Consider the following 25,915-nt stretch of genomic DNA (forward strand, 5'->3'; position numbering starts at 1 on the left):
CGGCGTCGTACAGCCGCGGTCCACGGCTGTACGACCGTTACTTGTCGCGGATACGCGGATACGCGGATACGCGGATGTCGTCACCGCTCTCCAGGATGTTTTGCAGGTCGTCCCGCATCAGTTGGTGGCCGTCGACGACCACCACATTCACGGAAGGCACGGTCGGACTCCCCGTTATTCGCGGAGAATTTGACCCATACCGCTTGAGCGCCCTGTCCGATGTTTTCAAGGCGTCTCTGACCGCGCAGGGCGCACCATGCCTGACCTTGACTGCGAGCTGCTGACCCCCGAGCGCTCAGCTCGCCCTGGCTCGCCCTGGCCCGCCGTCCCTGAGCGCGCGCTCGACCTCGGCCTGGTCGGCTCCGTACTCGGTGAGCACGTCCGCCACCACGCCAGGGTGGGCGGCAAGCGCCAACAGGATGTGCTCGTCGCCGATGTGCCGGTCGCCGCGGGCCAGCGCGGCCCTCAGGGAGCGCTCCAGCACGGCTTTCGCCTCGGGGGTGAAGGGGCGATGTCCTGCGGGCCGCCAGCGCTTGGTTGTGCGGTCGGCGGCCAGCGCGCCGCTTCCGTGGGTGGCCTCGACACGGGCGACGACCTCGTCGACGTCGATACCGAAGCCGGCCAGCGCTTCGGCGTCCGCCCGAGAGATCCCGCCGCGCTGCCGGGCCTCCCGCAGCGCTCCCTCCAGGGCCTCGCGGCGCCGATCCACGCCGAGCGAGGCCAAGGCGGATGAGGCTGTGGTGCCCTCTGCGTCGAGCAGCGACAGCAGCAGATGCTCCTCGGTGACGGCCGTGGCCCCGGCCCGCCCGGAGTGGCTGATCGCGCCTTTGACCACGTCGCGTGCGCTCCTGGTGAACTTCTCGAACACGTCAATGCCTCCCGTACTTCTTGTGTACAGCCTGCCTGCTGACGCCCAATTCCTTGGCGATCTCCTGCCACGACCAGCCTTGGTTCCGGGCGCTTCTGACTTGTACGGACTCAAGCTGCTCCAGCAGTCGACGCAGCGCGGCCACGGCCCGCAGCCCGACCCGCGGGTCACGGTCCCCTGCTCGCTCGGCGAGATCGGTTGCCTCGGTCATGGTTGTCAACTTACGTTGACGCGAGAGTTGTTGTCAATCGTGGTTGACGGGTGAGGTGGAGTGCTCTGCCGGAGTGTTGTCCTTCGGGGCGGGCATGTTCGGGACGGCAGTAGGAACCCTGAGCGCGATGCTGGCGGTGCGTGGGCCGCGTGCCTGGTCAGTGTCCGATGGATCTGATGACTGGGCGGAATCCATGTCGTTCCGCCCCTCGTGGGACGTGGTGACTTGTCCGGCGCGGAGTGGGCTCGGTCGAAGGCGCACCTGCCGCGGAACATTGGGCGCGGCGGACGGGGAAGAGCCACCGCCGGGTGATCACCGGCATTCTCTTTCGCCAACCGGCATCCCACGGCGGGTACCGGGTCGCTGCCTTCCGCGTCGCCCACCAGGCACATGTACCGCCTGCTGGCGGGGGCGGGCTCGAGCGCCCGTCCCCGTATCGCGGCAGCGATCGAGGGCTTCGCCCGCACCATCCTCTCCCGTCAGGCCCTGAACCGACGGCCCCGTGTACCGACCCCCCCGCAGAGGGAGACTGACGGCAACACCCCATAAATCCAAGGAGATTGAGCGAGTCGGTTGCGTCATCCCAGGTCAATTCCCCCCTGACGTGGCATCGAGTGCAAGAGCGCAAGATCATTTCGCGTACACTTATCCGCAAGTAACCACTGTTTTCGACCAGGGGGACCCTATGCGTCGACGCATTTCCGCTTTCGCCGTCACGGCCGCAATGGCCGGAGGTGTACTGTTCGCGGCCCTGCCCGCACACGCCGCCACGACCACCGGCTCGCACGCCGCGGTGGCCCGGGCGGGCAGCATCCACGTCAACCTCGACGAGCTGCGCCAGCAGTCCGCCGACCTGAAGGCCAAGGCCAACCGACTGGACCAGGACGGCGAGCACGAGGCGGCAGAGCGTGCCCGCGCCGAGGCGCGCGCCATCGATAACCGGATCAAGGCGTACGAAGACGCCGAGAACAACGTCTGATCGCTCCGACAGACAGTTGACGCCCGCCCCGACACCATCGGGGCGGGCGTTGTCGTGCGGCCGTCATCCGGGCCGTAAGTCATCGGACGGGTCCTGAGCTTCTCCCCGATCGCGGTGGCGCTGCTGCCGGCAGCCTTCCGCCTACAGCCTGCCGATCGACGCCCCCGGACCTGCGGACTCATCTGGGGACCAGCTGACCAGCTGCGTCTGCCTTTTCAGGGCCAGGGGCAGGGGCACAGCCAGGGCTAGGTGTACTGATCACGAGCGTTGTTAACAGTCGCCGGGGTTGGAACTCGATGACGGGCATCGAACAATCGTCCGCTGGCGCATGCTCCTGGTCCACCACCACCCCCTCGGCATGCAGCCCGTGGCGGCTCAGCCGCATCTGCAGCCGTGCCTCCCGCGCACCGGCCCACAGACTCACCAGGCCCGCCAATTCGGCCAGCCCGAGACCGATCGTTTCACCCGTCATCCGCCCCCTGCTCTCCCTCGCGCAGCGCCCCCGGCACGGGCCGCGCATCAGGAGGACGCGGCACGCAGCCTGATGGTTCACGAAGGTGCGTGGGCACACCGGCTCCTCGGGCTTCCGCGGTCGTGGCGGGGGGCCACGAAGGGCCGCCCCGCTCCCTGAAGCGAAGCCGAGGTCATCACCGGAGCCACAGCCTGATCGCGGCGAGGGTGACCGTCCCGTGAAAGACGTAAGCCCGCTTGTCGAAGCGCATCGCCGCTCGACTTCGTTCCTGCGGGTGTACCGCGCCGCGTCGAAGGCGGTGGGCCGGCCTCCTGCGCTTCCGCGCCGCTGCCGGTTTGTCCGCTGGTTCTCCGGCTCGGGGATGGTGTGGCCGATCTGGCGGCGGCGCAGGCAACGGCGGTTGCGTCGCGAGCTGTGCGCTGTCTTCCACTTGCCGAACCGTGGCCGCCAGATCCCGCCACGGCAGGCCGGTACCGGCGCGGTGAACTGTCACGTTGCGACAGGCGCCGGCGCCTGACTCTGCGTCAAAGCAACGCCGCGGGGAATGCCGCGACCACCTGCCGGTCGTGTGCCATTGCGGACCTCTTGGCAACGGGCCAGGGGCCACGTGAAACGTCTTCTGTCGCCGGGTCATACGACCATGACGCCGCAATGCCAACAGCAGCGAGACGGTCGAGTTCGGCGGTCAAGGTGCCAGGAGCCAGGTGCCCGGCGCCATCGCGCACACGTGCGCCAACCGGTCGGCTTCAGTAAGCCGCAGACATCACGATGCCGCGGTGTGTGGGTGGCTGGTGCGCAAGCGCTGCAGTCATCGGTCAGCCGTCAAAGGTGTCCGTCGCGCTCGCAGGTCGGTACCAGCGCGACGGGGCCCGAGTGCCCGCGGTGTCGGGGATGAGTTCGTTCGCGGACCGCAGGGGGCGAGAAGTAGAAGGCGGCCGTGTCGATGTGGTTGACGCCATGCTCGAACCCGCGCCTGCTCCGGCAGGTCACCGCCGGCCGGGTACTCGACACCCAGCTCGGCCCCGGCTGTCACGGAGTCCATGAGCACCGCCGGGCCATCCGTATCCCACACACCGGATTCCTCCCACTCGGTGGTGGGGTCGGCAAGCACCGCCTCGGCCGCGGCGATCAGATCGCCCTCGCAGTCGGCGCCCAGCCGGCGGACGAACGCTTGGAGTTCCGGCAGATAGCAGCTGCTGGCGGGCTCGTCCGCCAAGACGACTCCCTGGGCGCCCTCCTCGCCGATGGAAATCACCCCGGCCAGACCCTCTACCTCGCCGGCGCGGTCATAGTCGTCCCGAACGTCCCCGCCGCCGACGACCATCCCCGATTCTGTGCAACCACGCCACCGGGCCAACGCGGAAACCGGCACTGCTATCAGCGGGCCACCCGTCGACTCGACCCAGGTGGGCGAAGACGCGGTTGAGCCGGCTGTGGTGAGTTCCGCGACCCAGGTGGCCGCCGCGTCGGGAGCGGGCGGGGGTGCGCCGACGATGACGAGTTCGGTGACGCCCGCCGCACCGAGTGCGGGGAGGTGCTCCGGGATGCCGTCGCTCAGCGCGACGGCGACCGTGAGCTCGTCAAACGCACGACCGTGGCGGGCGCACTCGTCCGTGAGAACGGCGACGCGCGCCGGGACGTCGGCGGCTGGGACGTTGAAGCCGTACCAGCCGTCGGCGAGTGTGACCGCGCGCAGCAAGGCGGCGTCGCTGTTGCCGCCGACTACCACCGGGAGCCGGCCGCCGCGCAGGGCTTGGGGTTGACCCGGATCGCGTCGAAACGGGTGAACTCCCCTGTGAAGGAGGCCGGGTCCTCGGCCCAGGGGGCGCGCATCGCGGCGAGGTACTCTTCGGTGCGCCGCCCGCGCCCGGCGAAGGGGACTCCGAGCGCTGCGAATTCCTCGGCCGACCAGCCGACCCCGACCCCGACCCCGAGACTGAACCGCCCGGCGGAGAGCACGTGGCGCCGCCGCATGCGCCGCGGTCCTCAGGCCTTCCACGGCCGGCCCGCGAGAGCGGGGGATGCGGGCACGCGCACAGGGACGATGAGTGCCTGGGCCGCTCCCGCCGCGGGCTCACCACCAAGATCCACCTGGCCGGTGGGGGCGGGCTGCGGCCCCTGTCCTCAAGGCCGATGGCAGACGGCCTCGACGTTGTTCCCATCGGGATCGCGGACGAAGGATCCGTAGTAGGACTCGTGGTATTCCGGCCAGAGTCGGGGCGCGTGCAGGACCTCGGCACCCACCGCGAGGGCCGCTGCGTGGAAGCCGTCCACGGCGGCGCGGTCGGCCGCGGCGAATGCGATGTGCAGCTCACGCGCAGGCGCGGCGTCGGTCGCGGGGACCAGCCACAACGGGTGGCCCGTGACCCCGAAGCTGATGTTCTCGCCGAACTGCTTCTTACGCTCGCCACCTAACGGAGCGAGTACGGCGTCGTAGAAAGCGGCGCTGGCCGCGATGTCATGCACTTGGATGGCAATGTGATCTAGCATGCGTCAACTCTCCGTTATCACCAGGAAGTTGTCGCATGGTTTTCCGTTGATCCGCCCCGGTCGGGCGCGGCGACACACGCAGCTGCGCGGCCTCAAGATCCACACGAGAATCTGGAGCCAAACCGCCGACGGAGAGGACAAGGCCGTGCAGCCCACACTCAACTTCTGGCGCCATCAACTGGGGGAAGTACCCGAGTCGGTCTGGCAGCGAACCGAGGTCCAGGTGCTGATCCTGGCAGACAACGGGCTCACCGCTCTCCCATCCGAGATCGGAGAACTGCACAGGCTCACCACCTTGGACCTTGGCCACAACAAGCTCACATCGCTGCCCGACACTCTGGGCGACCTGACGGAACTCAGCGGCTGCCTCTACCTGCACGACAACAACCTGTCCCGGCTCCCGGACACGCTGGGAAACCTGACGCGGCTGCGTTACCTCAACGTCGGCGAAAACCCTCTCACCGCCCTGCCCGAAACCATCGGCCGGATGGCGGGTCTGATCGAGCTCCGAGCTCAGCACAATCGGCTGACCAGGTTGCCCGACAGCCTCGGTCACCTCCACCAGTTGCGCGAACTCTGGCTGCGAGGGAACAAGCTCACAAATCTGCCGCCCTCGATGACGGACCTGGGTGAACTGCGGCACCTGGACCTACGGGAGAACGCACTCACCGAGTTGCCGGAGACCCTGGTCGACCTTCCACGGCTTCGTCAGCTCGACCTGCGCAGCAACCGCATCGGTCGGTTGCCGCATTGGGTCGCACGGATGCCTGCGCTGGAGAAGCTCGATCTGCGCTGGAACACCTGCATGCCCTCCCACCACGTTCTGACCGAGCTGGAAGAGCGCGGGTGCGTCGTCCTCCTGTGAACCACCGGTACCAAGGCCACCGCTCTATCGGCGAAACCCGGATCAGGGAGCGGGGCAGGGGCCGCCGGGCCGAAAACGTTCCACGCCGACGATGTGCCGGACCTTGACCGGGCGCACGATCACCGCGACCCGTTGCTCCCCCGGCATGAGCCACTCGAAGCGCTCGCTGCCCAGGTACTTCTGGGCAAGCCGATCCATTCGGTCGCGCGCCTCCTCGCCCTCTATGAAGCGGGCCACCTCACCACTGATCTGCACTCGGTCGAAGGGATCGGTGGAGTCCGCGTGCGAGAGATAGACGCGGGGGTCGCGACGCAGGTTCTCCTCCTTCACCCGGCCTACCGAGGTGTTGAACGTCAACTCCCCGTCTCCCTCCAGATCGACCCACATCGGGCTGACCTGCGGTGCCCCGTCGGCGAACACGGTGCCGACGTACCAGATGTTGGGGGCTTGCAGACGGGCGCGGACGGCTTCGTCGAAGGTCGCAGTCATCCCGGCAGGCTACCAATCATGATCACCAGCATGTTTCGGGGCCGCGCACGCTGGACCAAGGGCCTTCGCCGACCCCGCCTCTGCGTCGCCATCGCTGACCGCCTCGCTTTCGGCGGCAACATCATCGAAACCGGCACCGATTCCTACGGCTTCGCCGCAACCCGACCCCGTTCCGAACGCCAAGTCGGGTGCCCCATACGCCTGGCTCAGAGAGCGATCGGCCGGTAGTCCACAGCCTCGGCGCCAGGCGGACCCGTTGGCGAGTGTGGGCCTGGGCCGGTGGGTTCATCGGTCCGCGAGTCTTGATCGCTGCTGAGCCTGCTGATTGGTTGGTCGGCATGACTCAACTTGGTCCCGTCGCCTGGCCACCTGCCCCGATCAGGACCGAGCGGCTCGTGCTCCGTGAGCCCGAGGCCCGGGACCGTGCGGCGGTCATCGAGCTGCTGGCCTCGCCAGAGGTGGGCACTTACCTCGGTGGCCCTCGAACGCGTGACGAGCTTGAGAGCGAGATGCCCGGGGTGCCCAGCCGGCGCCCCGGCCTTTTCATAGTCGATCTCGACGGAGTGATGATCGGCCAGATCACGCTCACCAGAGAAACGGGGCACCTTCGTCAGGCTGCCGGGAAGGCCGAACTCGGCTACCTGTTCCTGCCGGAAGCGTGGGGAGGCGGATACGCCGCCGAGGCGTGCGGAGCGGCACTCGACTGGTTCGCCCGCGCACTTCCCGGCGAACCCGTGGTACTCGCCACCCAGACCGCCAACGTCCGCTCGATGCGCCTCGCGGCGAAGCTGGGGTTCATCGAGGTGGAGCGGTATGAGGCCTACGGCGCCGAGCAGTGGTTCGGCATGTGGTCCCCGGTCACGCCGGTCGATTGAGCTCTGGGGGCGGGGCGCGGGCGAGTCCGGACGCCGCCCGGACGTGTCACGAAGCGCGCGGCAGCGCGAGCCAGTCCTGCCACGTGATGTCGCGGCCCAGATAACGGGGCCGCTGGAAGGGCCAGTCGGCGGCGATCCACTGTGGCACCAGCGCGTCGAGCGCGCTCTCCGCCTCGCCGCCGACGAGGTCGTCCACTACCCACCAGGAGACCTCTCCATCGGAGCCGGTGCGCTCGGGTGGGTCGATGTAGACGCAGCCGAGGAGCGCCGTCTCCTCCTCGTTCAACAGCGCGTAGTTGAACGACTGGTGCGCGGCTATCTCCTTCTCGTGCCGCAGCAAGTCGATGCGGTCCTCTTCATAGGTCATCGTCTCCTGGGGCCAAGCCCAGGCCGGGCCGAAGATCTCCCACAGACGCTCTCGGGAGCCCATCACGGCGGGGTAGTCGATCCCGGTGTCCGCCTCCCGGATCGGCCGCAGGTGAAGCGCGGTGTCGGGCACGGGCACGTGGACGGGGTGGACGAAGTCGTCGGGCAGCCAACTCATAAGGGCCGAGGCTACATCCCGCATCCACCAAGCCGCCCTGCACATCGCAGCAGTCTTCCTGCGGACCAAGTGATCCCACAGACGGTCCCTAAGGGCTGTCCCGTAACCCCTGGCGGGCGCACGAAGACAGCTACGGCACCTCGCCGCGTTGTCGGAACATCCGGATACGCCCAGTATCCGGACGTCCCTCCGCCTTGCGATGCACCGCATCTGACGCCGTGCGCTGATCCACCAGGGATTACGGGACAGCCCTTAGCGCGACCACATCCACATCTCCTCCATCATCGAGGTGTAGTCCTCGGTGTGGCGGACGCGGAACACGGACATCTCAAGCCCTGTTCGCAACCTGCGGCCACAGTGTTCAAGGACCAGTTCTCCCAGCATCCCCCAGTTGGTGAGGTGGGGTTCTTCGTCCAAGTAGAGGTATTCGCGGTCCTCATCGGTCAGATCCGCCAGGTCGATGCCAAGGGCGTTCAGGACGGTTCGGGGATCCCCGTCGACGAACCACGGGGATTCGTAAGCGGGGAACCCGGAAGCGAAGAGCGTCAGACCGTCGGGAAGACAGATCACGTCCTCCGTGTGCGTCTCACCGAAGTCTGGCGCGGCGGAGCCCACGATCAGGGCACTGGAGTAGCGCTCGTGGAGGGCTGTGACCTGCTTCAGGACCGGGTCCATGCCGGCGTCGTAAGTGGCGAGGGCCGGATCGGATATGCGGGTCACGGCGCCCCAGCAGCCGATCGTGATCAGATCCAGGTCCGAGAGCGTCTCCGCATGCAGAGCCTCGGACGCAGGCAGGGGAGGAAGTTCTTCCAGCACCGCGTCGACCGTAGGGAAGGCCTCAGCGAACGCGCGTGCCCGCACGTGGTCGTGAGGCGGCAACTCGGCGGTGCTCTCGTGCCGCGGCGGGTCCAGGAGGGTGATGAGGTATTCGTCGGAGTTCGAACTGCGGACGGCCGTCTCGGGCGGGCACGTCCAGAAAGAGAGGTCGTTCATGACAGGCACCGTAGCGACGACCACTGACACCGGCGCGAACCCGGCCCGGAGGATTACGATCCGCGAGCCGGCGCGGATGCCTGGCGGAAGGTCTACGCCGCTTTGGAGTCGCACCTCCAGCCGCGCGCTTCGACCAGGCACTGATCGGCCGGTCGGGCCTATTCCGGCGGTGTGCGTAGGCGTACGGCGAGGGCGGCGATGTCGTCGTCGAGGCGTCCTTTGCTGTAGCGGAGGAGGTCGCGGTGAAGGGCCGTGAGCAACTCGTGGGGTGTCGCCGTGGATTGTTGGCGCATCCAGGCTGCCAGGGGGAAGAACTGGCCGTTGTGGGTGCGGGCTTCGGCGATCCCGTCGGTGTAGAGGAGCAGGAGGTCGTCGGGGGTGAAGTCGTAGGTGTCGACGGTGTAGTCATCGCCGATCAGGTCTGCGAGGTTGAGCAGCGGCGAGGGCGCGGTGGGCTCGAGGGCACGCAGTCCCCGGCGGTTCAGGAGCAACGGCGGGGGGTGTCCGCAGTTGAGGATCTCCATACGCCTGCCTCCGTGCGGGATCTGGACGAGGAGGCCGGTGGCGAAGCGTTCCATGGGCCCTTCGGGGGGATAGGCGGCGTTGTAGCGGGTGCTGCTGGCGTCGAGGCGGCGGGCGACCTCGACCATGTCGGCTTCGCTGTAGGCGGCCTCGCGGAAGGAGTTGACGATCGCCGCGGCCGCCCCCACTGCCGGCAGGCCCTTGCCCCGTACGTCACCGATGAGCAGCCTGACCCCGTATCGCGTGTCGACCACCTCGTAGAAGTCCCCGCCGATCCGTGCCTCCGCCGCGGCCGCGAGGTACAGCGACTCGATCTCCACGCTTCCCAAGCGGCGGGGCATCGGACTGAGCACCACCTGCTGCGCGGCGTCGGCGACGAGCCGCACCTGGAAGAGGGTCCGCTCCCGCTGGAGCCGGACATGACTTCCGTACGCGGCCGCCACGGTGACCGCGATGATCCCCGCAGCCGTCCACCACGTCCCCAGACCGGGGAAGACGACGCTGAGGCCGATCATCAGAAAGAGGCAGACCGTGCCCAGCAGGATGGTGGGGAGCACCGGCCACATGGCGGCCGCGAGGGCCGGCGCCGCCGGCAGGAGGCGGCTGAAGGCCATGTCCGGGGGAGTGGCGTAGGCCAGGCTGGCGATGACGACGGTCAAGATCACCGGCGACAGCCGCACAAGCTTCCCCCGGCCGTGGTTGCGACGGAGCCGCGGCCGTCCAGACTCGATCACACTCCACAGAATATCGGTGGAATCAGGACATAGCGTTCCGGCGGATCGTGGTCGGCCGCCCATCCCGCTCGCCCGCCGCCTCGCCAATGCCTCTGGGGCCTGTCGCGTGGTGGCCGGCACTGCGCGCTCGCGCCTCCCGGCGCTCGCGCGGCTTGACGGGCACCATCAGGGATCGACGGCGCAAACCCAATGATCATCAAGATTCGGCTAGACGGAGGGGCCGTCTCCGCCGAACTCGAACAAGTGAACGATTCGCCCGGATGTGCACGGTCTCCGCATTCTGCAGACGTGGCTTCAGGGCGGCCGACGAACACCTCCGGGAAACGATCCGAGCTGCCCGCCGACCGAGTGAACGACCTCGGGGCCTATCAGGTTGCGTTCGCTTCACAGGGCGGTGACGTCGGAATACCGCCAGCCTCGCCGGCCACGCCTTCCTGAGGTCCAAGGCATGTCGCAACGCAACCGCAGCGTCGTGGAGAACGCATGGAAAGCGTTCGCCAGCCACGACGCCGATCGGATCTCCGCCGTCCTCACCGACGACGCCGAGTGGCTGGCACCGCCGGGGAACGCCACCGCCGTCGCCCTGGAAGGCCCCAGCCACATGATCGGCAAGAAGGCGGTCGTGCACTTCCTCGCCGAGGACGGTCGGGGCGCAACGCACCGCCCTCATCCATATCAGCGGCTAGGGCTGTGGTCGCGTAGGTTCGCCGGGCCGGGGCATCCGACTCAGCGATGAGGCCCTTGAACTGGCGGAGTTGCTGGCGGCGCGTGCTGAAGAGGATCTGTCGGACGTGGACGGTCGAGCCGTCGACGGCCTCGACGATATCCGGAGCTTCCTTCACCTCTGGTGAGCCTGGCCGTCACATGGCCCGGCCGCGGTGGTCGGGGTCGCGCCCGTGGTGACGGCGGTCGCCGTAGCCCCGAGCGAGTCCCAGCGGGCATCAGGTGAGCCGTGACGGCGTCCCCGTCCTGTACCGGCCCGCCGACTTTTCCGCACTCACCGACGGCGCGGGAAAGGTCCCGCGGACCACGACGCCGAGCAGCTCACGCGCCTGAACGCCGGCTACCAAGAACTCCCGCGGTGGTCGGGAAGTCGACTACGGGCCTCCCCGCGGCTGGGCCAGCTCGTCGGCCTCCGGCCATCCATTCGACTGCGCCCTATGCCCTAGCCCCGCTCGTGCGGGCCGTCGGTGAGGGTGATTCCGGTGCAGGCGAGTACCGTGCCCCGATGAGAAAACGTCGCGAGCGCGCGCGGGCCCGCAAGCCCCTGTTTGCTCGGTGAGCATCCCGGCGAGTTCCTCGCGCGTCATGCGTCGGTGTTACCCGTGGGGCCTGCTTCGGCGCTTCGACGGGTCCAAAGGGTGAGGTCGCTGCTGGTGGCGACGGCCAGGGTGAGTCCGGACGGTGAGAAGCCGGCGGTCCGCAGTTCTGAGTAGTTGGAGTCGAAGATGTGCCACCAGCGCTCGCCGTGTGGTCCCCTGTGGGGCATTCCTCCGTCGGCGGAGAGCAGGACCCGGTGGTGAGGCCATTCGGGGCTGACGACTTCCAGGCTCCAGCCGTCGGAAGTGGTGGTGTGGAGACCGCCTCCGAAGAGTCCGGCGATACGCACTCGGGTCCCGGCGATCGGTCCGAGTCCGGGGCATGAGAGGTCAGGCACTGCATCTGGCGTGCAGTCGTCGAGATCAGGGTCGCGGTCCCGGGCTATCTTCTCTCCGGTGAGGGTGTCGAAGAGCCCGTGCCCGTCGACCGAGACCACCATGACGAGGTCGTGGCCGGTGTCGGGAGCGACGGCGAAGCCGATGCCGAGCAGGCCGCCAATGGGATTCCGTTGGCTCAGGACCGGGCTCCAGGGAGCAGGCGGAGGAATCTCGGGGACGGAGACGAACCGTTCGCGCAATTGCTGCTGGTACTCCGAGATCAAGGTGCTCCCTCACGTTCAGCCAGGCCGTCGGCCGACGCAAGGCGGTGCCCGGCATCAGGCCAGATCTGCTCGAACGTATCCTGAGTTCGCTCGGAGGCTCCACTGGTGACGTGGGCGAACGGCTCGTGCAGGACTTCCAATCGGGGTGCCGCCTGGCGCCACCACTCGGCGATCAGCGGTACGTGATCGGGCGGGCACGACAGCAGCAGGTCTAGGTTTTCCCAGGTGCGCGACCGCTTGGGGAGCCCTGAGCCGACCCCGGTCAGGCCCGGGTCACCGGTGCCTGAAGTTCCGTCACCCAGTCGTCGCGGTTATCCGGGCACTCCAGGTTGATCTCCCGGGGGTATCCGGCCGACTGGTAGCCGTTGCCGTCGATCCAGCGGGCCAGGGTCTGGGCCGTGGGCAGCACGCTGTCCATCGAGCCGCGGTGCACGATGGTCGCCGCCTGGGCAAGGGGCGGCAGGTCGAGCACCTGGAAGGCGCTGTCCTGGAGAGGGGTGGAGACCTGGACGGCGGCGGAGACCTGGACGGCGGCGTGAACGCGGATCCGGCCGTCGCCCTCCGGGGCATCCTCGTAGTAGGCGACACCGGGGCCCGTGGGAGTGATACCCGCCGTAGCCAGGAGCTGGAACAGCTCGTCGTAGAGAGGCCCGATGACGGGGCCGATGTCCTCGGGCTCGAAGCTCGCGGCGGTCGCGGTCAGCTCCGCCACCCGCACAGCCGGGACGCTCTTGATGACGACGTCGTTCGTGGGCATGTGCCCCTCGCTCTCGATTGCTCGGAGCCTCGCCTCGACCTGCACCAGACGCAGGGCCGCCGCAGTCATGGCGGTCTCCAGCTCGGCCCGCCGCAGCCGCAGCATGCCCCGCAGCTCCTCCGTGGCGACCTTCTCCTCCACGATGTCCTGCACCTGCTGGAGGGTGAAGCCGAGGTCCTTGAGCGCGATGACGCGGTTGAGTCGGGTGAGCTGGGCGGCGGCGTAGTAGCGGTAGCCGGTTGCGGGGTCGACATGGGCCGGGCGCAGCAGCCCGGTCGCGTCGTAGTGACGCAGCATCCGGACCGAGACGCGGCCGTGCCGGGCGAAGTCTCCGATGGTGAACATGATGTCTCCAAGTGCAGCGCCTGACACGGTGTGAGGGTCAAGAAGCTACTTGGCCTGCGACGGACAGCAAGAACGCGAGGATGTCGTCTGCTCCACGGGATGAAGCCGTCAGCAAACGAAGTGCCCCGTGACGCCGCACCACGTGAGACGACATCCTCCAAGCCGCCGGCTCCACCGCACACCAGCGCCAGAACACTGCGGCTGAGGGCCTGAAGGAGATGGCCAGTGAGCGCTGCCCTTGGTCAGTCGAGTGCCTGCGGACCCGTCATTGCCAGCGGCCAGTGAGAACGGAGCCGGGTCCGGGTGACGGGTTTGCGCTGTGTACGAGGCTGCCCTCGAACGCGCTCTTGCCACCGGTTGCGCCCGCTTCAACCTCAGGCGCAGCGCCCTGACCGACCTCCGCTGGTGCGCCACGGCGATCGCCCGGCACGGCGAGCGGATCGGCGTCAGCTTGCCGGTCCACCTGACCGACCGCGGCCCACGCCTGGCCGGTCCGGGGCGTGGCACGGACGCCGGCGACCTGTGGAGCGCGCTCACCATGCTCGACGACGCCGGCTGCGCCCGCTAAGTGGTCACCGACGTCAGCCGGGAAGGAAGCCTGACCAGCCCCAACTCGGAACTCATCAGCGACGTGTGCGGCCGGACCGCTGCTGCCGTGCTGGCCGCTGGCGGCATCGCCACCCTGGACGACCTGCGGGCAGTGGCCGCACTGGCCCCGAACGGAGTCGACGGCGCCCTCGTCGGCCGCGCCCTGTACACCGGGGCCTTCTCCCTCTCCCAGGCGCTGGCCTTCGTGGCCAGCAGTGCGTAGTAGGTGTGTCGCCGGGGACATGGGGACGCCACGTCCCAGGGCCCGGCCCATGCCAGGTGCCATGCTCAACTGGCCGACCAGAACGCTCAGTCACAGCCACGGCTACCAATGGGACAGCCCGGCCTCAGTCAGCCTGGCAGGCGAATTCCCGGGGTGCGGCATCGAGGACGGTGTCGAGGAGAGCGCGGGAGGTGTTCAGCGCCTTGATCTCGCGGGTCATGCGCTCCCGTTCGCCCCTCAGCTGACCGACGAGGTCGGGACACGTGGGCGCGAGACGGCTGTCGTCGTCGCGGAGGCAGGGGAGGACCTGGGCGATGACGACGGTCGACAACCCGGCCATCAGCAGGCAGCGGATGCGGCGCACGGTCTCCAGGTCCGCCTCGCTGTACTCGCGGTAGCCGCTGGACAGACGCTGGGGTGCGAGCAGGCCCTGCTTCTCGTAGTAGCGCAACGAGCGTTCGTGCACGCCGGACCGCTGGGCCATCTCCTTCATCCGCACCTGAACCATCTCCCCCCGACTCAGAGACTTGACTCTGAACGACTTGATTCTGAACGACTTGACTCTGACACCGATGTCAGAGTTTAACGTCCTGGACATGGCTTCTGAACAGGCATTTCTCCAGGCGCACCGCTACCAGCTCGATGTCGACGTACGGGGCGACGGACCCGCGCTGCTCCTCGCGCACGGGGCCGGCGGCGGTGTCGAGGGCAACTTCGGGCTCGTACTCGACGATTTGGGACGGGACCACACGACGATCGGTCCGTCCTACCCGGGCGTGGGCCGTACGCCCCTCCCGGACGCACCGCTCGACCTCGACGCGCTCGCCGACGCCGTCGTGGCCTCCGCCGTCGACAGCGGACACGAACGGTTCGCCGTGATCGGCGAATCGCTGGGCTCCGCAGTGGCGGTCCGGGCCGCGGTCCGGCACCCCGAACGCGTCGCGGCCCTCGTGCTCACCGCCGGATTCGCGGTCGCCGACCCCGTGCTCGGGGGTGCGGCGCAACTCCTCGCTACCCTTGGGATGGCGGGGGAGTGGCGGGCCGTGTCCCGGCTCGCGCTGCTCTCCTGCCTCTCGGAGCGCCAGCTCGCCGCGATGTCCCCGGAGGACGTCGAGGTGGCCGTCGACGGCGTGCTGGCCGCGATGCCCGCCGGAATGCTGGCCCACTTCGAGCTGATCACGCGCTTGGACGTCCGCGACGACCTCGGGCACGTACGCGTACCCACCCTGGTGGCGGTGCCGACCGGCGACCGGCTGGTGCTGCCCGACAGCCCGCGTCGACTCGCCGCGGGTATTCCCGGCGCCACGACGGTCGAGATCCCCGGTGGCGGGCACATCCTGGACGAGGCGGACCGTGCGGTGTGGCTGGGACACGTACGGCGGTTCCTCGTCGAGACTGCCTCGTGACACCCAGCCGGCCGGCCGCCGGGCTCAACGTCCTCCGGTGGTTACCAAATATCCGGGGTCGGAATGGCTCGGCCGAAGTCGCCGGCGCGCAGCGCATCGGTGGGAGGAAGGTCCGGCTCGGGTGGGACCATCCGGGTTTCCGTGGGGCGGGGGGCCGTAGGCGCAGTGCGGCCCAGGTTTGACGGGTTGCGCGCCGCTCCAGGGCGCGGTGGGTGCGGGCGAGGGCGGCGAGGAGCAGGGCGGCGGTGGAGCCGAGGGCGGTGACGGCGCCGAGTGTGGTCCAGGAGGCGGCCGCCAGGAGCAGGGGGGCCGACAGCGCGATCGTTGCCCAGCCGGTGAGGCAGGCGGCGGCCGCGAGGCATCGGGACGTGGGGCGGTCGGCGCCGGCTCGTAGGTCGGTCGCGGCGGGCAGGAGGTGGCCCACTCCAGGGAGCGGCCGTAGCCCCAGGGGTCGTCGCAGCCGACCACGGTGCCGTATTTGGCGGTCTTCCAGACGTTGTAGAAGAACGGCAGGAAGGAGAGGCCGAGGAGGAAGGAGCCGATGGTGGAGAGGGTGTTGAGGGTGGTGAAGCCGTCGGCGGCGAGGTAGTCCGTGTACCGCCGGGGCATACCGGCGGAGCCGAGCCAGCGCTGGACGAGGAAGGTGAGGTTGAAGCCGACGGTGAGCGTCCAGAAGGTGATCTTGCCGAGCCGCTCATCGAGCATTTTGCCGGTGAACTTGGGCCACCAGAAGTGGAACCCGGCGAACATCGCGTACACCACGGTGCCGAAGAGCGTGTAGTGGAAGTGCGCGACGACGAAGTACGTGTCGGAGACGTGGAAGTCCAGCGGCGGGGAGGCCAGGATGACGCCGGTCAGGCCCCCGAAGACGAAGGTGACCAGGAAGCCGGTGGCCCACAGCATCGGGGTTTCGAAGGACAGTGAGCCGCGCCACATGGTGCCGATCCAGTTGAAGAACTTCACCCCGGTGGGGACGGCGATCAGGAAGGTCATGAAGGAGAAGAACGGCAGCAGGACGCCCCCGGTGACGTACATGTGGTGCGCCCAGACCGTCACCGACAGGCCGGCGATGGAGATCGTCGCGGCGATCAGGCCGATGTAGCCGAACATCGGCTTGCGGGCGAAGACCGGTATGACCTCGGAGACGATGCCGAAGAACGGCAGGGCGAGGACGTAGACCTCGGGATGGCCGAAGAACCAGAACAGGTGCTGCCACAGCAGCGCGCCCCCGTTGGCCGCGTCGAAGACGTGGGAGCCGAACTTGCGGTCCATCTCCAGGGCGAACAGCGCGGCGGCGAGGACCGGGAAGACCATCAGGATCAGTACCGCGGTCAGCAGCACGTTCCAGGTGAAGATCGGCATCCGGAACATCGTCAGGCCGGGGGCGCGCATACAGACGATGGTGGTGATGAAGTTGACCGCGCCCAGGATGGAGCCGAAGCCGGAGAGGGCCACACCCATGATCCACATATCGGCGCCCACACCGGGTGAGTGGACGGCGTCGGACAGCGGCGCATAGGCGAACCAGCCGAAGTCCGCGGCGCCCTGCGGGGTCAGGAAGCCGGCCGCGGCGATCAGCGATCCGAACAGGAACAGCCAGAAGGCGAGCATGTTCAGCCGAGGGAAGGCCACATCGGGAGCGCCGATCTGCAGCGGCATCAGCCAGTTGGCGAAGCCGGTGAACAGCGGCATGGCGAACAGCAGCAGCATCACCGAACCGTGCATGGTGAACGCCTGGTTGAACTGCTCGTTGGAGAGGATCTGGGTGCCGGGGCGGGCCAGTTCGGCACGCATCAGCAGGGCCATCACCCCGCCGATGAGGAAGAAGGCGAACGCCGAGACGAGGTAGAGCGTTCCGATCTGCTTGTGGTCGGTGGTCGTGAGCCACTCCACCGCCGTGTGCCACCCCGCCGCCTTGTGCCGGCGCGGGGCCCGGGCCGCGGCCCGTCCGCGCGCCGGTTCTCCGACCGCCTTCGTCCGTACTTCCCCACCATTCACCGTGCTGTGTCCTCCACTTCGGAAACGGGAACCGGGCCGGGAGCGGCCGGAGCCGGGAAGAGCCATTGGCACGGGGGAGACCGGCCCTTCCCGGCAGACACATCGTCAGCCGGGCGGCTGCGCGGACCCCAGGGCCGAACAGCCCTCCCTCGGACCGCGACCGGCCCTCGGCGGCGGGACGGTCGGACCCCGTCGCAGACGTCTACGAGTGGCCGGTCGGCACCGGTGCCCGAGGGCGCCGCCGCGGTGATCACGTACGCTTCCGAGCAGACGTACGGGATCTTTGGAGCAGCACGGTCATGTCCGAATCGCAGCAGTACGCACCGTCCGCGAGCGGTCCGCACGGGCCGCAGCTCCACGCACCGGACCGGATGCGCAGCCTGCTCGACGCCGTGATGAGCCTGGGGCGGGGGCTCGAACTCCCGCAGGTGCTCAGGGGCATAGTGGAGGCGGCGGTCACCCTCACCGACGCGGAGTACGGGGCGCTCGGCGTGGTCGGGGACGGGCAGCTGTCGCAGTTCCTGCCCGTCGGGATGTCCGACGAGCTCATCGGGCTGATCGGCCGGACGCCGTGCGGGCGCGGCATCCTCGGGGAGCTGATCCGCAACCCGGCGCCGCTGCGGCTCACCGACCTCACCCGGCATCCGCACAGCTATGGCTTTCCGGCCAACCATCCCCCGATGCGGACCTTCCTGGGCGTGCCGGTCCGGGTCCGCGACGAGGTGTTCGGCAATCTCTACCTCACCGAGAAGCGGGGCGGCGGCTCGTTCGACGTCGACGACGAGGCCGTGTTGACCACGCTGTCCATCGCGGCGGGAGTGGCGATCGACAACGCCCGCATGTACCACGAGAGCCGCCGCCGCGAACGGTGGTCGGAGGCGCTGGGCGAGATCACCCGCAGCCTGCTGTCCGGTACCGACGCCGACGAGGTGCTGCGGTTGATCGCACAGCACGCGCAGGATGTCGCCGGCGCGGACTGCGCGGCGGTCCTGCTGCCGGCGCCCTCGTCCGCGCACCAGCTGACGGTGGCGGTGGCATGCGGTACGGGCGCGAGCCGGATCCTGGGGCTGCGCGTACCGGCCGACGGCTCACTGCCCGGGATGGCCGTCCGCAGCGGCCGCCCCGTGGTCAGTGCCGATCTACGGGCCGACCCACGGGCGTACCCGCTCGGCCCGGACGCCCCCGGCACCGAGGCCGTGCATCCGCCCGGGGAAGCGAAGTCGCGCGGCGCCGCATCGAACGGCGAGTCCGTGGAGGCGTACGGGCCGACGGTCGCCGTCCCGCTCCAGGTGGACACCGGCTGCGGCGCACTGCGGCTGAGCCGTCTGGCCGGGCGGCCCGCCTTCGACGACGCCGAGGTCACCCTGATATCGGGCTTCGCGGACCAGGCCGTGATAGCCCTCGAACTCGCCCGCCGACGGGACGAGTCGGAGGAGCTCACGGTCCTCCACGACCGTGATCGGATCGCCCGGGACCTGCACGACCTCGCCATCCAGCGGCTGTTCGCGACCGGCATCACCCTGCAGAGCGCGACCCGGCTGATCGACCGTCCGGAGGCCGCCGAACGGGTCGGCCGCGCGGTCAGCGACCTGGACACCACCATCAAGATCATCCGCTCCACCATCTTCGGGCTGCGCACCACCGGGGACGGCAAGGGCGGCCGCGGTCTGCGCCGCGATCTGACCGAGACCGTGCAGCGGGCGGCCGGTCCTCTCGGCTTCAGCCCGGCGCTGCGGATCGACGGCCCGGTAGACGCCGCGGTCCCCGACGAGCTGTCCCAGCACCTGGTGGCGGTGACCGCGGAGGCGCTGAGCAACGCCGCCCGCCACGCCGACGCCCGCCACCTGGACGTGACGCTGTCGGTGACCGCGGACGCGGTGACGCTGACGGTGACGGACGACGGGATGGGGGTCGGGGACGCACCGCATACCGGCGGCCTGGCCAACATGCGGGCCCGAGCCGATATGCACGGCGGCCGGCTGGCCGTCGAGAGACCGGAGGGCGGCGGCACTCGCATCGTGTGGCGGGTGCCACTGCCCGACTGACCCGGCCCGTTCCGGTTTCGCTGCCCGACTGACCGGCCCGTTCCGGTGCCGGACGAGGGGATGCGGGATGCCGGAGTGACGCCGGGGCACCGTTCGGCTCGCGGCACCCCGGGAGCGGCAGGTCAGGCCCTCGGCGTTCCCGGGGTTGCCACTGTCACACCCGTGGCCCCTTCAGCCGTTCGACGACCATCGCCGCCTGGAGCCGGCGGCCCACCCCCAGCTTGGACAGGATCGCGGACACCCGGTTCTTGACCGTCTTCTCCGAGAGGAACAGCCGGTCCGCGATCTGGCGGTTCGTCAAGCCCTCGCCGATCAGGTCCAACACCTCCCGCTCGCGCGGTGAGAGCAGGCCCAGTTCGGACGTCTCCGCCTCAGCCGCCTGGCCCCGGCCCGGGTCGCGCAGTCGCTCCATCACCCGCGTCGCGGTGCGCGGATCCAGCATCGACTGCCCCGCCGCGACCGTGCGGATCGCGTGCACCAGCGCACTGCCGTCGATCTGCTTGAGTACATAGCCGGCCGCCCCGGCCATGATGGCGTCGAACAGCGCCTCGTCGTCGTCGAAGGACGTCAGCATCAAGCAGGCCAGCTCCGGCATGCGGGCCCGCAACTCCCGGCAGACCTCGATCCCTTCGTGGTCGCTTTCGGGCCCGCCGGTGCCGCCGAGCCGGACGTCGAGGACGGCCACCTGCGGCCGGACCGCGGGCACCCGGGCGAGGGCCTGCCGGGCGTCCCCCGCCTCCCCGACGACCTTTATGTCCTCCTCCGCCTCCAGAAGGTCCCGTACTCCGCGGCGGACCACCTCGTGGTCGTCGAGGATGAAGACGCGCAGCGGCGCATCGGGGGCGTCGACGGGCGTGTCGGGGGCGGGGTGAACGGGCTGCTGGTTCATGCACTCTCGCTCTGTGGTTCTCGCGGTTCGGCGGGGCACAACGGTCCCGACCACGAGGTTCGTCGGGCCCGGCGGCCGGCGCAAGGGCCGAACGGCCCTGGGGGATCGGGGCCCTTCGGGCAGGGCACCGCGTTGCGATACTGACGCCCCCCGTCAGGAGGTCGCCCCCATGCATCAGCCCATCCAGCCGTACCAGCCCCCGCGTTCCGCTTCGTCCGTACCGTCCGGATGCCCTGCCGCGGACACCGTCGGCGGCGAGTACCACGCCCTGCTCGCCCGGCACGACGCCATGCGGCTGCGGCAGCGCATCCTCGGCCAGGGCCGGGCACCCGCACCGGACTTAACGCCCGCCGCCTACGACGGTGCCGCGGACCAGCGGCTGATCACCCAGTACCTCGACCTGGTCACGCCGTTCGGCGACCTGATCGCCCGCCTCTACGACGAGATGTTCGCCCGGTGGCCCTACCTGCGATCGCTGTTCCCCGCGTCCATGGAGTTCCAGCGCGCACATCTGGCCCGCGCCTTCTGGTACCTGATCGAGAATCTGCACCGCCCCGCCGAGGTGGCCGCCTACTTCCGGCAGCTTGGTCATGACCACCGCAAGCTCGGGGTGCGGCCGGTGCACTACGAGGCCTTCGAGACGGCGCTGTGCGCGGCGCTGCGGAGCACCGCCGGGCCCCGCTGGGCCGAGGCGGTGGAACAGGCGTGGGTACGGATGCTGCGGTTCGCCGTCGCGTCGATGGTCGAGGGTGCCGACGCGGCGCTCGCCGAACCCCCGTGCTGGCAGGGCACGGTGACCGCCCACGAGCGGCGCCGCCCGGACCTCGCGGTGCTGCGGGTGCGGCCCCACGAGCCGTATCCGTACCGGGCCGGCCAGTACGCGGCGGTCGCCTCCCCACTGATGCCGCAGGCGTGGCGGCACTACTCCCTCGCGTCGGCGCCGGGGCCCGACGGCGAGGTGGCCCTCCACGTCCGGCGGACCGGCCCAGGCGACGTCAGCGAGGCCCTGGTCACTGGCACCCGGGTCGGCGACACCCTGCAGCTGGGCCCGGCGCACGGCACGATGACGCTCCAGGACGAGGACCGCTCCCGCGATCTGCTCATGGTGGCGGGCGGCACGGGCTGGGCGCCGATCAAGGCGCTGCTGGAGGAGTGGGAGGGCCGCCGCCGCGGGTCCGCCGGACTTCCGCAGCGCCCGGTGGGCCGGGTCCACCTCTTCGTCGGCGCCCGCAGCCGCGCCGAGCTGTATGACGCCGCGGCACTGGCCCGGTTGGCGACGCGCCACGACCGGCTGCGGGTGGTCCGGGTGCTGGACGAGGACGTCGCCCCGGGCAGTGGCGACCCGCTGTCCGAATACGGGCCTCTGGCCGAGGCGGTGGCGCGGGACCGGAAGTGGTCGCAGCACCTCGCCTTCGTCAGCGGTCCACCGGCCATGGTCGGTGCCACCGTCGCGCGGCTGACCGCGACCGGCATGCCGGCCGACCGGATCCGCCACGACCCGGTGCCGGACGTACTGTCCCCGCCGGCCGACCGCTGCCCGGCGCACACGGCGGACGGCGCGGTGGCCGGAGCGGCGCGGTGACGCCGACCCGGCCCTGAACGTCGCACGGTCCGCCGACCGCGCTGCCCGAGGTGGGCCGAACGGCCCTGGCGGGTGGCCGCCGAGGGGCGTCTACTGGCCGAAAGCTCAGCGCCTCATCAGCGCCTCATCAGCGCCTCATCAGCGCATCTGCAGTGTCACCAGGACAGGGAGCACGCCGTGAACGACATCCCGGCCCGGCACACCACCGGGACCACCATCGACTCCGATCCGGTGGCCTGGGCCGACCGCGAAGCCTCCCGCCGCAGCACCGAACTGGACCGCGCCGAGGCCCTCCGCCTGTTGGGCAGCGTGTCGCTGGGCCGGATCGTCTTCACCCAGAACGCGCTGCCGGCCATCCGCCCCGTGAACCACCTCCTCCACCACGGCGAGGTGATCATCCGCACCCACGAGGGCGCGGCACTGACCAGCCTGACCGAGCACGCCGAGGGCGAAGGGTGGTCGTCGCCTACGAGGCCGACGCCATCGACCCGGCCACGCACTGCGGCTGGAGCGTGGTGGTGACCGGCTACTGCCACCTGGTGAGCGACCCCGACGATCTGGCGCACTATCAGGCATTGCTGCACCCCTGGGCCGACCACCGGATGTCCTACGCGCTGCGGATCCGCCCGGACTTGGTCACGGGATTGCGGCTGTCCCGTTAGCCAGGCGGCCACCGGTGGAACGACGAAGAGACGGCCGTCTGCTTCGACGGCACCGGCGCACGCCACCGGTACGTCGCCTCGCATGCCCAGGTAGGCGTACACCTCGTTCGTCCAGTGCGTGGATCCGAGGAGCCCGTCGCGGCCGTCTGCCAACGGCATCCCATAGCCGCGCGAGTTGAGGTCCGCATAGGCGCGCAACTGCTCATCGGTCGTCACACGCACAAACGTCAGATCGGGGTGCACCGGCTCGGGAATGGGGAGCAGGTCTCCGGCCATTCCCGTACCGGGGAAGGCGCTGCAGGCCTGCGCCTTGATGAAGTAGTACACGACTCCGTCGGACCTGGGTGCCTCTTCGCGACACTCTTCGTCAGGAGCCTCGGCGAGCGCCCCTCGTCCGTCCCCGGGCGTGGGCCCGGGGACAGACGAGGGGGAGGAGTTCGGCGAGGCCGATCGGTCGTCGGCTAGGGGCGCACGTAGGGCCGGGTCATGATTTCCATGTTGTGGCCGTCCGGGTCGTCGAAGTACGCGCCGCGACCGCCGAAGAGGCGGTTGATCTGCCCGGGTTCGGTGTGGCCGGGGTCGGCGTAGTAGGTGACCCCGACCGTTTCCAGACGGGCGATCATGGTGTCGAACTGGTCGTCCGGCACGAGGAACGCGTAGTGCTGCGACTGGATCGGCTCGTCACGCTTCTCGTAGTAGTCGAGCGTCACGCCGTTGCCGAGGTCGACGGGGAGGAACGGCCCGAAGGGCGCGCCGACCTTCAACCCCAGTATCGCGGCGAGGAATTCGGCCGACAGTTGCCGGTCCCTGGCGTAGACGGCGGTGTGGTTCAGCTGGATGGAGGCCGCCGGCGGCTCGGATGCGTTCGGGGGCTGCTGTTCGTTCGGCAGGTGGTTCGGCATGGGTGGTGTGTCTTCTCCGGTCTTGGAATCCGCTGGGAGGGGCGCCGCATGCGGGCGCCGGGCAGAAAGACTCGGAAAGGGGGCGGTGCTCTCGCCCTCCCCCACTCTCGGCTTCGCTCGAGCGGGGGGACTCCCACCGCGCTCATGCAGAGGCCGGGGGGAACCTCACTCGTGTATGGCCCATGGCCGACCCGGCAGTCACCCGAACGACCTTAGTGATCATGGTGGGCTGAGGCAAGGCCGTGTTTCTCGGCCGGGCTCCCGCCGCAGGCACGATGCTGGCCGGTCAGCCCCGGTCAGCCCCGGTCAGCCGGTCCCGCCCATTGCCGCGAGGCGGCGGGCGAGCACGGTGGCGGCCGCCCGCAGCTCGGGCGGCTCCAGCACTTCCGCGTCGAAGCCCAGCCGGGCCACGTGCATGGCGAGCCAGTCCAGGTCGTCCCCGCCGGCGACGAGTACGCACCACCCGTCGCGATCGTCCTCGACGCGACCCACCTGGGGCGGCACCAACTCCCGTACCTGGTCGGGCCGGGCGTGCACCCGCACCCGGGCGAGATAGCGGTACGGCGCCTCGGTCACGGACCGCTGCACGTAGGCGACCGGGTCCGGATGCTCCCTCGCCCGGAAGCGCCAGGTCGTCGCCACCGCCTCGTGCATCCGGTCCAGCCGGAAGGTGCGCCAGTCGTCGCGGTCGACGTCCCAGGCCATCAGGTACCAGCGACGGCTGGTGGCGACCATCCGCACCGGCTCGACCGTGCGCTCGCGCTCCCCGCCGCCGCGTCCGGCATAGCGGAAGCGCACCCGTACGGCGTCGCGACAGGCCCGCGCGAGCGTCACCAGCAGCTCCGCGTCGATCTCGACCCCGGGGCCGACAAGGGTCTCGGTCGCGCCGTGGACGGCCCGCACCTCGGCGCGCAGCCGGGGCGGCATCACCTGGTCGAGCTTCGCGAGCGCGCGCAGCGCCGCCTCGCCCGCCCCGGCGACCGTGCCGCCCGACGCCAGCCGCAGGGAGACCGCCGTCGCGATCGCCTCCTCGTCGTCGAGGAGCAGCGGCGGCAGCCGGGTGCCGGCGCCGAGTTGGTAGCCGCCGCCGACGCCCGCCGTAGCGTGCACGGGATAGCCGACCGCACGCAGCCGCTCCACGTCGCGGCGCACCGAGCGGTCGGTGACCCCCAGCTCGGCGGCGAGCTCGGCGGCGGTCCATGACGGCCGGCGCTGCAGCAGCGCCAGCAGCCGCAGCACCCGTTCGGTCGTCGCCTCAACGGTCATGCGCTCATCGTTTCACGCATTACGGAAGGAAGCTGTCCGCTATATGCGGAAGGCTGGGTCCATGACCGATCAGACGTGGAATCCCCTGCTCCGGGACCAGATCTCCTGGCACTGGGCCAACCAGCTGCGCGACCGCCTCGACGGGCTCACCGACGACGAGTACTTCTGGGAGCCGGTGCCCGACTGCTGGAGCGTGCGCCCGCGCGGCACCGGCACCGCGCCGGTCCAGGCCGGGACCGGCGCGATGACCATCGATTTCGCGATGCCGGAGCCGGAACCGCGACCGTTCACCACGATCGCCTGGCGCCTCGGGCACGTGATCGTCGGCGTGCTCGCGATGCGCAACGCCGCGCACTTCGGTCGCGCGGCCACCGACTACCAGTCGTTCGAGTACGCAGGGACCGCGGACGAGGCGCTGGCCCAGCTCGACGCGGAGTACGCCACGTGGCTGGCCGGGGTCGAGTCCCTCGGCGACACCGGCCTTGCGCGCCCGTGCGGGGAGGCGGAGGCGCCGTACGGCGAGCGTCCTATGGCGTCGCTGGTGCTGCACATCAACCGCGAGCTGATCCACCACTTGTCCGAGGTGTGCCTGCTCCGCGACCTCCACCTGCACACCCGCCGGGAGACGAGCTGAGATGGCGCGCGACATCCAGATCACGTTCGACTGCGCCGACCCGGCCGGGCTGGCGGCGTTCTGGGCCGAGGCCCTCGGCTACCGACTGCAGGACCCGCCCCAGGGCTTCGCGTCGTGGGAGCAGGCCCTGGAGGCGATGGGGGTGCCGCCCGAGAGACGCAACGACGCCTCGGCGGTGGTCGACCCCGAGGGTTCCGGACCGCGGCTGTTCTTCCAGCGGGTGCCGGAGCGCAAGCAGGCCAAGAACCGCGTGCACCTCGACGTACGAGCCGCCCCCGGGCTTGCGGGCGACGCACGGATGGCGGCCCTGGAGGAGGAGGCCGAGCGGCTGATCTCCCAGGGCGCCACCCGGCTCCGTCGCTCCGAGCCCGCTCCTCCGCTCGGGGCTGGTCATCTCGTGATGGCCGACCCCGAGGGCAATGAGTTCTGCCTCGACTGAAATGGGTTCTGTCTCGGCTGATCCGTGCGCCGGCCGGCATCGCTCAGCCGGCCGGCGGCGACGCGCACAGGGGACGTCAACTGCCGACGGGGCGCGGCCGGTTCGGCCGGACACAGGGCCGCTTCAAGGGAGCATCGGCTCGCGTGACTCTCGAAGCCCCGGCGGCGTGCATCGAGCCGGACGCCGTGCCCAGGGTGTTCCGGCGCCCCGGCGTAC

General features: G+C 69.9%; 27 protein-coding genes and 6 pseudogenes. 14 read left to right on the plus strand and 19 right to left on the minus strand.

Annotation, left to right across the window (positions count from 1 at the left end):
• Positions 1 to 37: 37 nt before the first annotated feature.
• The 3 genes from WAB15_RS37095 to WAB15_RS37105 form a co-directional block, all read right to left on the minus strand.
• Positions 38 to 160 (minus strand): hypothetical protein, encoded by a 123-nt coding sequence (locus WAB15_RS37095; protein WP_407288998.1) that lies wholly within the window; start codon positions 158 to 160, stop codon positions 38 to 40.
• Positions 161 to 295: 135 nt separating this feature from the next.
• Positions 296 to 868, minus strand: coding sequence for a Clp protease N-terminal domain-containing protein (locus tag WAB15_RS37100; protein ID WP_407288999.1), 573 nt, complete (start codon positions 866 to 868; stop codon positions 296 to 298).
• A gap of 1 nt (position 869) precedes the next feature.
• Complete coding sequence (locus WAB15_RS37105; protein ID WP_399148125.1) at positions 870 to 1,079, minus strand: HTH domain-containing protein; 210 nt, start codon at positions 1,077 to 1,079, stop codon at positions 870 to 872.
• Between the two features lie 210 nt (positions 1,080 to 1,289).
• Here WAB15_RS37105 and WAB15_RS37110 point away from each other — a divergent pair.
• Together WAB15_RS37110 and WAB15_RS37115 are read left to right on the plus strand one after the other, a co-directional pair.
• Positions 1,290 to 1,414: pseudogene (locus WAB15_RS37110) on the plus strand (IS5/IS1182 family transposase); the annotation flags it as partial.
• Positions 1,415 to 1,764: 350 nt separating this feature from the next.
• On the plus strand, positions 1,765 to 2,058 hold the full coding sequence (locus WAB15_RS37115) for a hypothetical protein (protein WP_407289000.1): 294 nt from the start codon (positions 1,765 to 1,767) through the stop codon (positions 2,056 to 2,058).
• Between the two features lie 647 nt (positions 2,059 to 2,705).
• Here WAB15_RS37115 and WAB15_RS37120 read toward each other — a convergent pair.
• The 3 genes and pseudogenes from WAB15_RS37120 to WAB15_RS37130 form a co-directional block, all read right to left on the minus strand.
• Positions 2,706 to 2,950, minus strand: a pseudogene (locus WAB15_RS37120) (IS5/IS1182 family transposase); the annotation flags it as partial.
• 631 nt (positions 2,951 to 3,581) lie between these two features.
• A pseudogene (locus tag WAB15_RS37125) lies at positions 3,582 to 4,259 on the minus strand (Imm21 family immunity protein); the annotation flags it as partial.
• Positions 4,253 to 4,504 carry an LLM class flavin-dependent oxidoreductase gene (locus tag WAB15_RS37130; protein WP_407289001.1) on the minus strand — a complete coding sequence of 84 codons (252 nt, stop codon included), beginning with the start codon at positions 4,502 to 4,504 and terminating at the stop codon, positions 4,253 to 4,255. The gene WAB15_RS37130 and the pseudogene WAB15_RS37125, both read right to left, overlap by 7 nt.
• 60 nt (positions 4,505 to 4,564) lie before the next feature.
• Between WAB15_RS37130 and WAB15_RS37135 the strand changes: the two are divergent.
• A pseudogene (locus WAB15_RS37135) lies at positions 4,565 to 4,657 on the plus strand (IS5/IS1182 family transposase); the annotation flags it as partial.
• On the opposite strand, the gene WAB15_RS37140 reads toward WAB15_RS37135, so the two are convergent.
• Entirely contained in the window at positions 4,655 to 5,020 is a 366-nt protein-coding gene (locus WAB15_RS37140) for a VOC family protein (RefSeq protein WP_399148127.1), read from the minus strand. The pseudogene WAB15_RS37135 and the gene WAB15_RS37140 overlap by 3 nt on opposite strands.
• On the opposite strand from WAB15_RS37140, the gene WAB15_RS37145 reads away from it, so the two are divergent.
• Positions 5,019 to 5,885 carry a leucine-rich repeat domain-containing protein gene (locus tag WAB15_RS37145; protein ID WP_407289002.1) on the plus strand — a complete coding sequence of 289 codons (867 nt, stop codon included), beginning with the start codon at positions 5,019 to 5,021 and terminating at the stop codon, positions 5,883 to 5,885. The genes WAB15_RS37140 and WAB15_RS37145 overlap by 2 nt on opposite strands.
• 42 nt (positions 5,886 to 5,927) lie before the next feature.
• Here the strand turns inward: WAB15_RS37145 and WAB15_RS37150 are convergent, their stop codons facing one another.
• On the minus strand, positions 5,928 to 6,374 hold the full coding sequence (locus WAB15_RS37150; protein ID WP_399148128.1) for a TIGR03618 family F420-dependent PPOX class oxidoreductase: 447 nt from the start codon (positions 6,372 to 6,374) through the stop codon (positions 5,928 to 5,930).
• A 338-nt stretch (positions 6,375 to 6,712) separates the two neighbouring features.
• Here WAB15_RS37150 and WAB15_RS37155 point away from each other — a divergent pair, with 338 nt between their 5' ends.
• Positions 6,713 to 7,249 (plus strand): GNAT family N-acetyltransferase, encoded by a 537-nt coding sequence (locus WAB15_RS37155; RefSeq protein ID WP_407289003.1) that lies wholly within the window; start codon positions 6,713 to 6,715, stop codon positions 7,247 to 7,249.
• 46 nt (positions 7,250 to 7,295) lie between these two features.
• On the opposite strand, the gene WAB15_RS37160 is transcribed toward WAB15_RS37155, so the two are convergent.
• From WAB15_RS37160 to WAB15_RS37170, 3 genes are all read right to left on the minus strand, one after another.
• Complete coding sequence (locus WAB15_RS37160) at positions 7,296 to 7,793, minus strand: N-acetyltransferase (protein ID WP_407289004.1); 498 nt, start codon at positions 7,791 to 7,793, stop codon at positions 7,296 to 7,298.
• A 252-nt stretch (positions 7,794 to 8,045) separates the two neighbouring features.
• Complete coding sequence (locus tag WAB15_RS37165) at positions 8,046 to 8,786, minus strand: DUF6333 family protein (protein ID WP_407289005.1); 741 nt, start codon at positions 8,784 to 8,786, stop codon at positions 8,046 to 8,048.
• A gap of 158 nt (positions 8,787 to 8,944) precedes the next feature.
• Positions 8,945 to 10,042, minus strand: coding sequence for a PP2C family protein-serine/threonine phosphatase (locus tag WAB15_RS37170; protein WP_399151173.1), 1,098 nt, complete (start codon positions 10,040 to 10,042; stop codon positions 8,945 to 8,947).
• Between the two features lie 448 nt (positions 10,043 to 10,490).
• Between WAB15_RS37170 and WAB15_RS37175 the strand changes: the two genes are divergently transcribed.
• Entirely contained in the window at positions 10,491 to 10,778 is a 288-nt protein-coding gene (locus WAB15_RS37175) for a hypothetical protein (RefSeq protein ID WP_407289006.1), read from the plus strand.
• Positions 10,779 to 11,348: 570 nt separating this feature from the next.
• Here WAB15_RS37175 and WAB15_RS37180 read toward each other — a convergent pair.
• Both WAB15_RS37180 and WAB15_RS37185 read right to left on the minus strand, forming a co-directional pair.
• The gene (locus WAB15_RS37180; protein ID WP_407289007.1) at positions 11,349 to 11,963 is read right to left on the minus strand and encodes a hypothetical protein; all 615 of its coding nucleotides are present in this window, start codon (positions 11,961 to 11,963) and stop codon (positions 11,349 to 11,351) included.
• Between the two features lie 262 nt (positions 11,964 to 12,225).
• Positions 12,226 to 13,065, minus strand: a complete 840-nt coding sequence (locus WAB15_RS37185) for a MerR family transcriptional regulator (RefSeq protein ID WP_407289008.1) — start codon at positions 13,063 to 13,065, stop codon at positions 12,226 to 12,228.
• 319 nt (positions 13,066 to 13,384) lie between these two features.
• Here WAB15_RS37185 and WAB15_RS37190 point away from each other — a divergent pair, with 319 nt between their 5' ends.
• Both WAB15_RS37190 and WAB15_RS37195 read left to right on the plus strand, forming a co-directional pair.
• Complete coding sequence (locus tag WAB15_RS37190) at positions 13,385 to 13,633, plus strand: hypothetical protein (protein ID WP_407289009.1); 249 nt, start codon at positions 13,385 to 13,387, stop codon at positions 13,631 to 13,633.
• Entirely contained in the window at positions 13,634 to 13,876 is a 243-nt protein-coding gene (locus tag WAB15_RS37195; protein WP_407289010.1) for a HisA/HisF-related TIM barrel protein, read from the plus strand.
• A 124-nt stretch (positions 13,877 to 14,000) separates the two neighbouring features.
• Here WAB15_RS37195 and WAB15_RS37200 read toward each other — a convergent pair whose 3' ends face one another.
• Entirely contained in the window at positions 14,001 to 14,369 is a 369-nt protein-coding gene (locus WAB15_RS37200; protein ID WP_407289356.1) for a MerR family transcriptional regulator, read from the minus strand.
• Between the two features lie 103 nt (positions 14,370 to 14,472).
• Between WAB15_RS37200 and WAB15_RS37205 the strand changes: the two genes are divergently transcribed.
• Positions 14,473 to 15,282, plus strand: coding sequence for an alpha/beta fold hydrolase (locus WAB15_RS37205; protein ID WP_407289011.1), 810 nt, complete (start codon positions 14,473 to 14,475; stop codon positions 15,280 to 15,282).
• Between the two features lie 24 nt (positions 15,283 to 15,306).
• On the opposite strand, the gene ctaD is transcribed toward WAB15_RS37205, so the two are convergent.
• Positions 15,307 to 17,280 carry a cytochrome c oxidase subunit I gene (gene ctaD / locus WAB15_RS37210; RefSeq protein WP_407289012.1) on the minus strand — a complete coding sequence of 658 codons (1,974 nt, stop codon included), beginning with the start codon at positions 17,278 to 17,280 and terminating at the stop codon, positions 15,307 to 15,309.
• A gap of 371 nt (positions 17,281 to 17,651) precedes the next feature.
• Here ctaD and WAB15_RS37215 point away from each other — a divergent pair, with 371 nt between their 5' ends.
• On the plus strand, positions 17,652 to 19,325 hold the full coding sequence (locus tag WAB15_RS37215) for a GAF domain-containing protein (protein ID WP_407289357.1): 1,674 nt from the start codon (positions 17,652 to 17,654) through the stop codon (positions 19,323 to 19,325).
• A gap of 154 nt (positions 19,326 to 19,479) precedes the next feature.
• Here WAB15_RS37215 and WAB15_RS37220 read toward each other — a convergent pair whose 3' ends face one another.
• Entirely contained in the window at positions 19,480 to 20,214 is a 735-nt protein-coding gene (locus WAB15_RS37220) for a response regulator (protein ID WP_407289013.1), read from the minus strand.
• 169 nt (positions 20,215 to 20,383) lie between these two features.
• On the opposite strand from WAB15_RS37220, the gene WAB15_RS37225 reads away from it, so the two are divergent.
• Both WAB15_RS37225 and WAB15_RS37230 read left to right on the plus strand, forming a co-directional pair.
• On the plus strand, positions 20,384 to 21,796 hold the full coding sequence (locus WAB15_RS37225) for a globin domain-containing protein (RefSeq protein WP_407289014.1): 1,413 nt from the start codon (positions 20,384 to 20,386) through the stop codon (positions 21,794 to 21,796).
• Between the two features lie 216 nt (positions 21,797 to 22,012).
• Positions 22,013 to 22,458 (plus strand): annotated as a pseudogene (locus tag WAB15_RS37230) (pyridoxamine 5'-phosphate oxidase family protein).
• 18 nt (positions 22,459 to 22,476) lie between these two features.
• Here the strand turns inward: WAB15_RS37230 and WAB15_RS37235 are convergent.
• The 3 genes and pseudogenes from WAB15_RS37235 to WAB15_RS37245 form a co-directional block, all read right to left on the minus strand.
• A pseudogene (locus tag WAB15_RS37235) lies at positions 22,477 to 22,752 on the minus strand (GNAT family N-acetyltransferase); the annotation flags it as partial.
• Positions 22,753 to 22,919: 167 nt separating this feature from the next.
• The gene (locus WAB15_RS37240) at positions 22,920 to 23,360 is read right to left on the minus strand and encodes a VOC family protein (protein WP_399151169.1); all 441 of its coding nucleotides are present in this window, start codon (positions 23,358 to 23,360) and stop codon (positions 22,920 to 22,922) included.
• A gap of 306 nt (positions 23,361 to 23,666) precedes the next feature.
• Complete coding sequence (locus WAB15_RS37245) at positions 23,667 to 24,626, minus strand: helix-turn-helix transcriptional regulator (protein WP_407289015.1); 960 nt, start codon at positions 24,624 to 24,626, stop codon at positions 23,667 to 23,669.
• Positions 24,627 to 24,687: 61 nt separating this feature from the next.
• Here WAB15_RS37245 and WAB15_RS37250 point away from each other — a divergent pair, with 61 nt between their 5' ends.
• Together WAB15_RS37250 and WAB15_RS37255 are read left to right on the plus strand one after the other, a co-directional pair.
• Positions 24,688 to 25,260 carry a DinB family protein gene (locus tag WAB15_RS37250; RefSeq protein WP_407289016.1) on the plus strand — a complete coding sequence of 191 codons (573 nt, stop codon included), beginning with the start codon at positions 24,688 to 24,690 and terminating at the stop codon, positions 25,258 to 25,260.
• Position 25,261: 1 nt separating this feature from the next.
• Positions 25,262 to 25,699 carry a VOC family protein gene (locus tag WAB15_RS37255; protein WP_399151166.1) on the plus strand — a complete coding sequence of 146 codons (438 nt, stop codon included), beginning with the start codon at positions 25,262 to 25,264 and terminating at the stop codon, positions 25,697 to 25,699.
• Positions 25,700 to 25,915: the final 216 nt, after the last annotated feature.

Origin of the sequence: Streptomyces sirii (genome assembly GCF_045690365.1) — a bacterium.
Lineage (GTDB): Bacteria > Actinomycetota > Actinomycetes > Streptomycetales > Streptomycetaceae > Streptomyces > Streptomyces sirii.

What these genes read in the sequence shown, in the direction of transcription:
- WAB15_RS37105 (WP_399148125.1), bottom strand. Translation starts at nt 1,079, where the DNA reads ATGACCGAGGCAACCGATCTCGCCGAGCGAGCAGGGGACCGTGACCCG.
- WAB15_RS37115 (WP_407289000.1), top strand. Translation starts at nt 1,765, where the DNA reads ATGCGTCGACGCATTTCCGCTTTCGCCGTCACGGCCGCAATGGCCGGA.
- WAB15_RS37130 (WP_407289001.1), bottom strand. Translation starts at nt 4,504, where the DNA reads ATGCGGCGGCGCCACGTGCTCTCCGCCGGGCGGTTCAGTCTCGGGGTC.
- WAB15_RS37145 (WP_407289002.1), top strand. Translation starts at nt 5,019, where the DNA reads ATGCGTCAACTCTCCGTTATCACCAGGAAGTTGTCGCATGGTTTTCCG.
- WAB15_RS37140 (WP_399148127.1), bottom strand. Translation starts at nt 5,020, where the DNA reads ATGCTAGATCACATTGCCATCCAAGTGCATGACATCGCGGCCAGCGCC.
- WAB15_RS37150 (WP_399148128.1), bottom strand. Translation starts at nt 6,374, where the DNA reads ATGACTGCGACCTTCGACGAAGCCGTCCGCGCCCGTCTGCAAGCCCCC.
- WAB15_RS37155 (WP_407289003.1), top strand. Translation starts at nt 6,713, where the DNA reads ATGACTCAACTTGGTCCCGTCGCCTGGCCACCTGCCCCGATCAGGACC.
- WAB15_RS37160 (WP_407289004.1), bottom strand. Translation starts at nt 7,793, where the DNA reads ATGAGTTGGCTGCCCGACGACTTCGTCCACCCCGTCCACGTGCCCGTG.
- WAB15_RS37165 (WP_407289005.1), bottom strand. Translation starts at nt 8,786, where the DNA reads ATGAACGACCTCTCTTTCTGGACGTGCCCGCCCGAGACGGCCGTCCGC.
- WAB15_RS37175 (WP_407289006.1), top strand. Translation starts at nt 10,491, where the DNA reads ATGTCGCAACGCAACCGCAGCGTCGTGGAGAACGCATGGAAAGCGTTC.
- WAB15_RS37185 (WP_407289008.1), bottom strand. Translation starts at nt 13,065, where the DNA reads ATGTTCACCATCGGAGACTTCGCCCGGCACGGCCGCGTCTCGGTCCGG.
- WAB15_RS37200 (WP_407289356.1), bottom strand. Translation starts at nt 14,369, where the DNA reads ATGAAGGAGATGGCCCAGCGGTCCGGCGTGCACGAACGCTCGTTGCGC.
- WAB15_RS37205 (WP_407289011.1), top strand. Translation starts at nt 14,473, where the DNA reads ATGGCTTCTGAACAGGCATTTCTCCAGGCGCACCGCTACCAGCTCGAT.
- WAB15_RS37215 (WP_407289357.1), top strand. Translation starts at nt 17,652, where the DNA reads ATGCGCAGCCTGCTCGACGCCGTGATGAGCCTGGGGCGGGGGCTCGAA.
- WAB15_RS37220 (WP_407289013.1), bottom strand. Translation starts at nt 20,214, where the DNA reads ATGAACCAGCAGCCCGTTCACCCCGCCCCCGACACGCCCGTCGACGCC.
- WAB15_RS37225 (WP_407289014.1), top strand. Translation starts at nt 20,384, where the DNA reads ATGCATCAGCCCATCCAGCCGTACCAGCCCCCGCGTTCCGCTTCGTCC.
- WAB15_RS37240 (WP_399151169.1), bottom strand. Translation starts at nt 23,360, where the DNA reads ATGCCGAACCACCTGCCGAACGAACAGCAGCCCCCGAACGCATCCGAG.
- WAB15_RS37245 (WP_407289015.1), bottom strand. Translation starts at nt 24,626, where the DNA reads ATGACCGTTGAGGCGACGACCGAACGGGTGCTGCGGCTGCTGGCGCTG.
- WAB15_RS37250 (WP_407289016.1), top strand. Translation starts at nt 24,688, where the DNA reads ATGACCGATCAGACGTGGAATCCCCTGCTCCGGGACCAGATCTCCTGG.
- WAB15_RS37255 (WP_399151166.1), top strand. Translation starts at nt 25,262, where the DNA reads ATGGCGCGCGACATCCAGATCACGTTCGACTGCGCCGACCCGGCCGGG.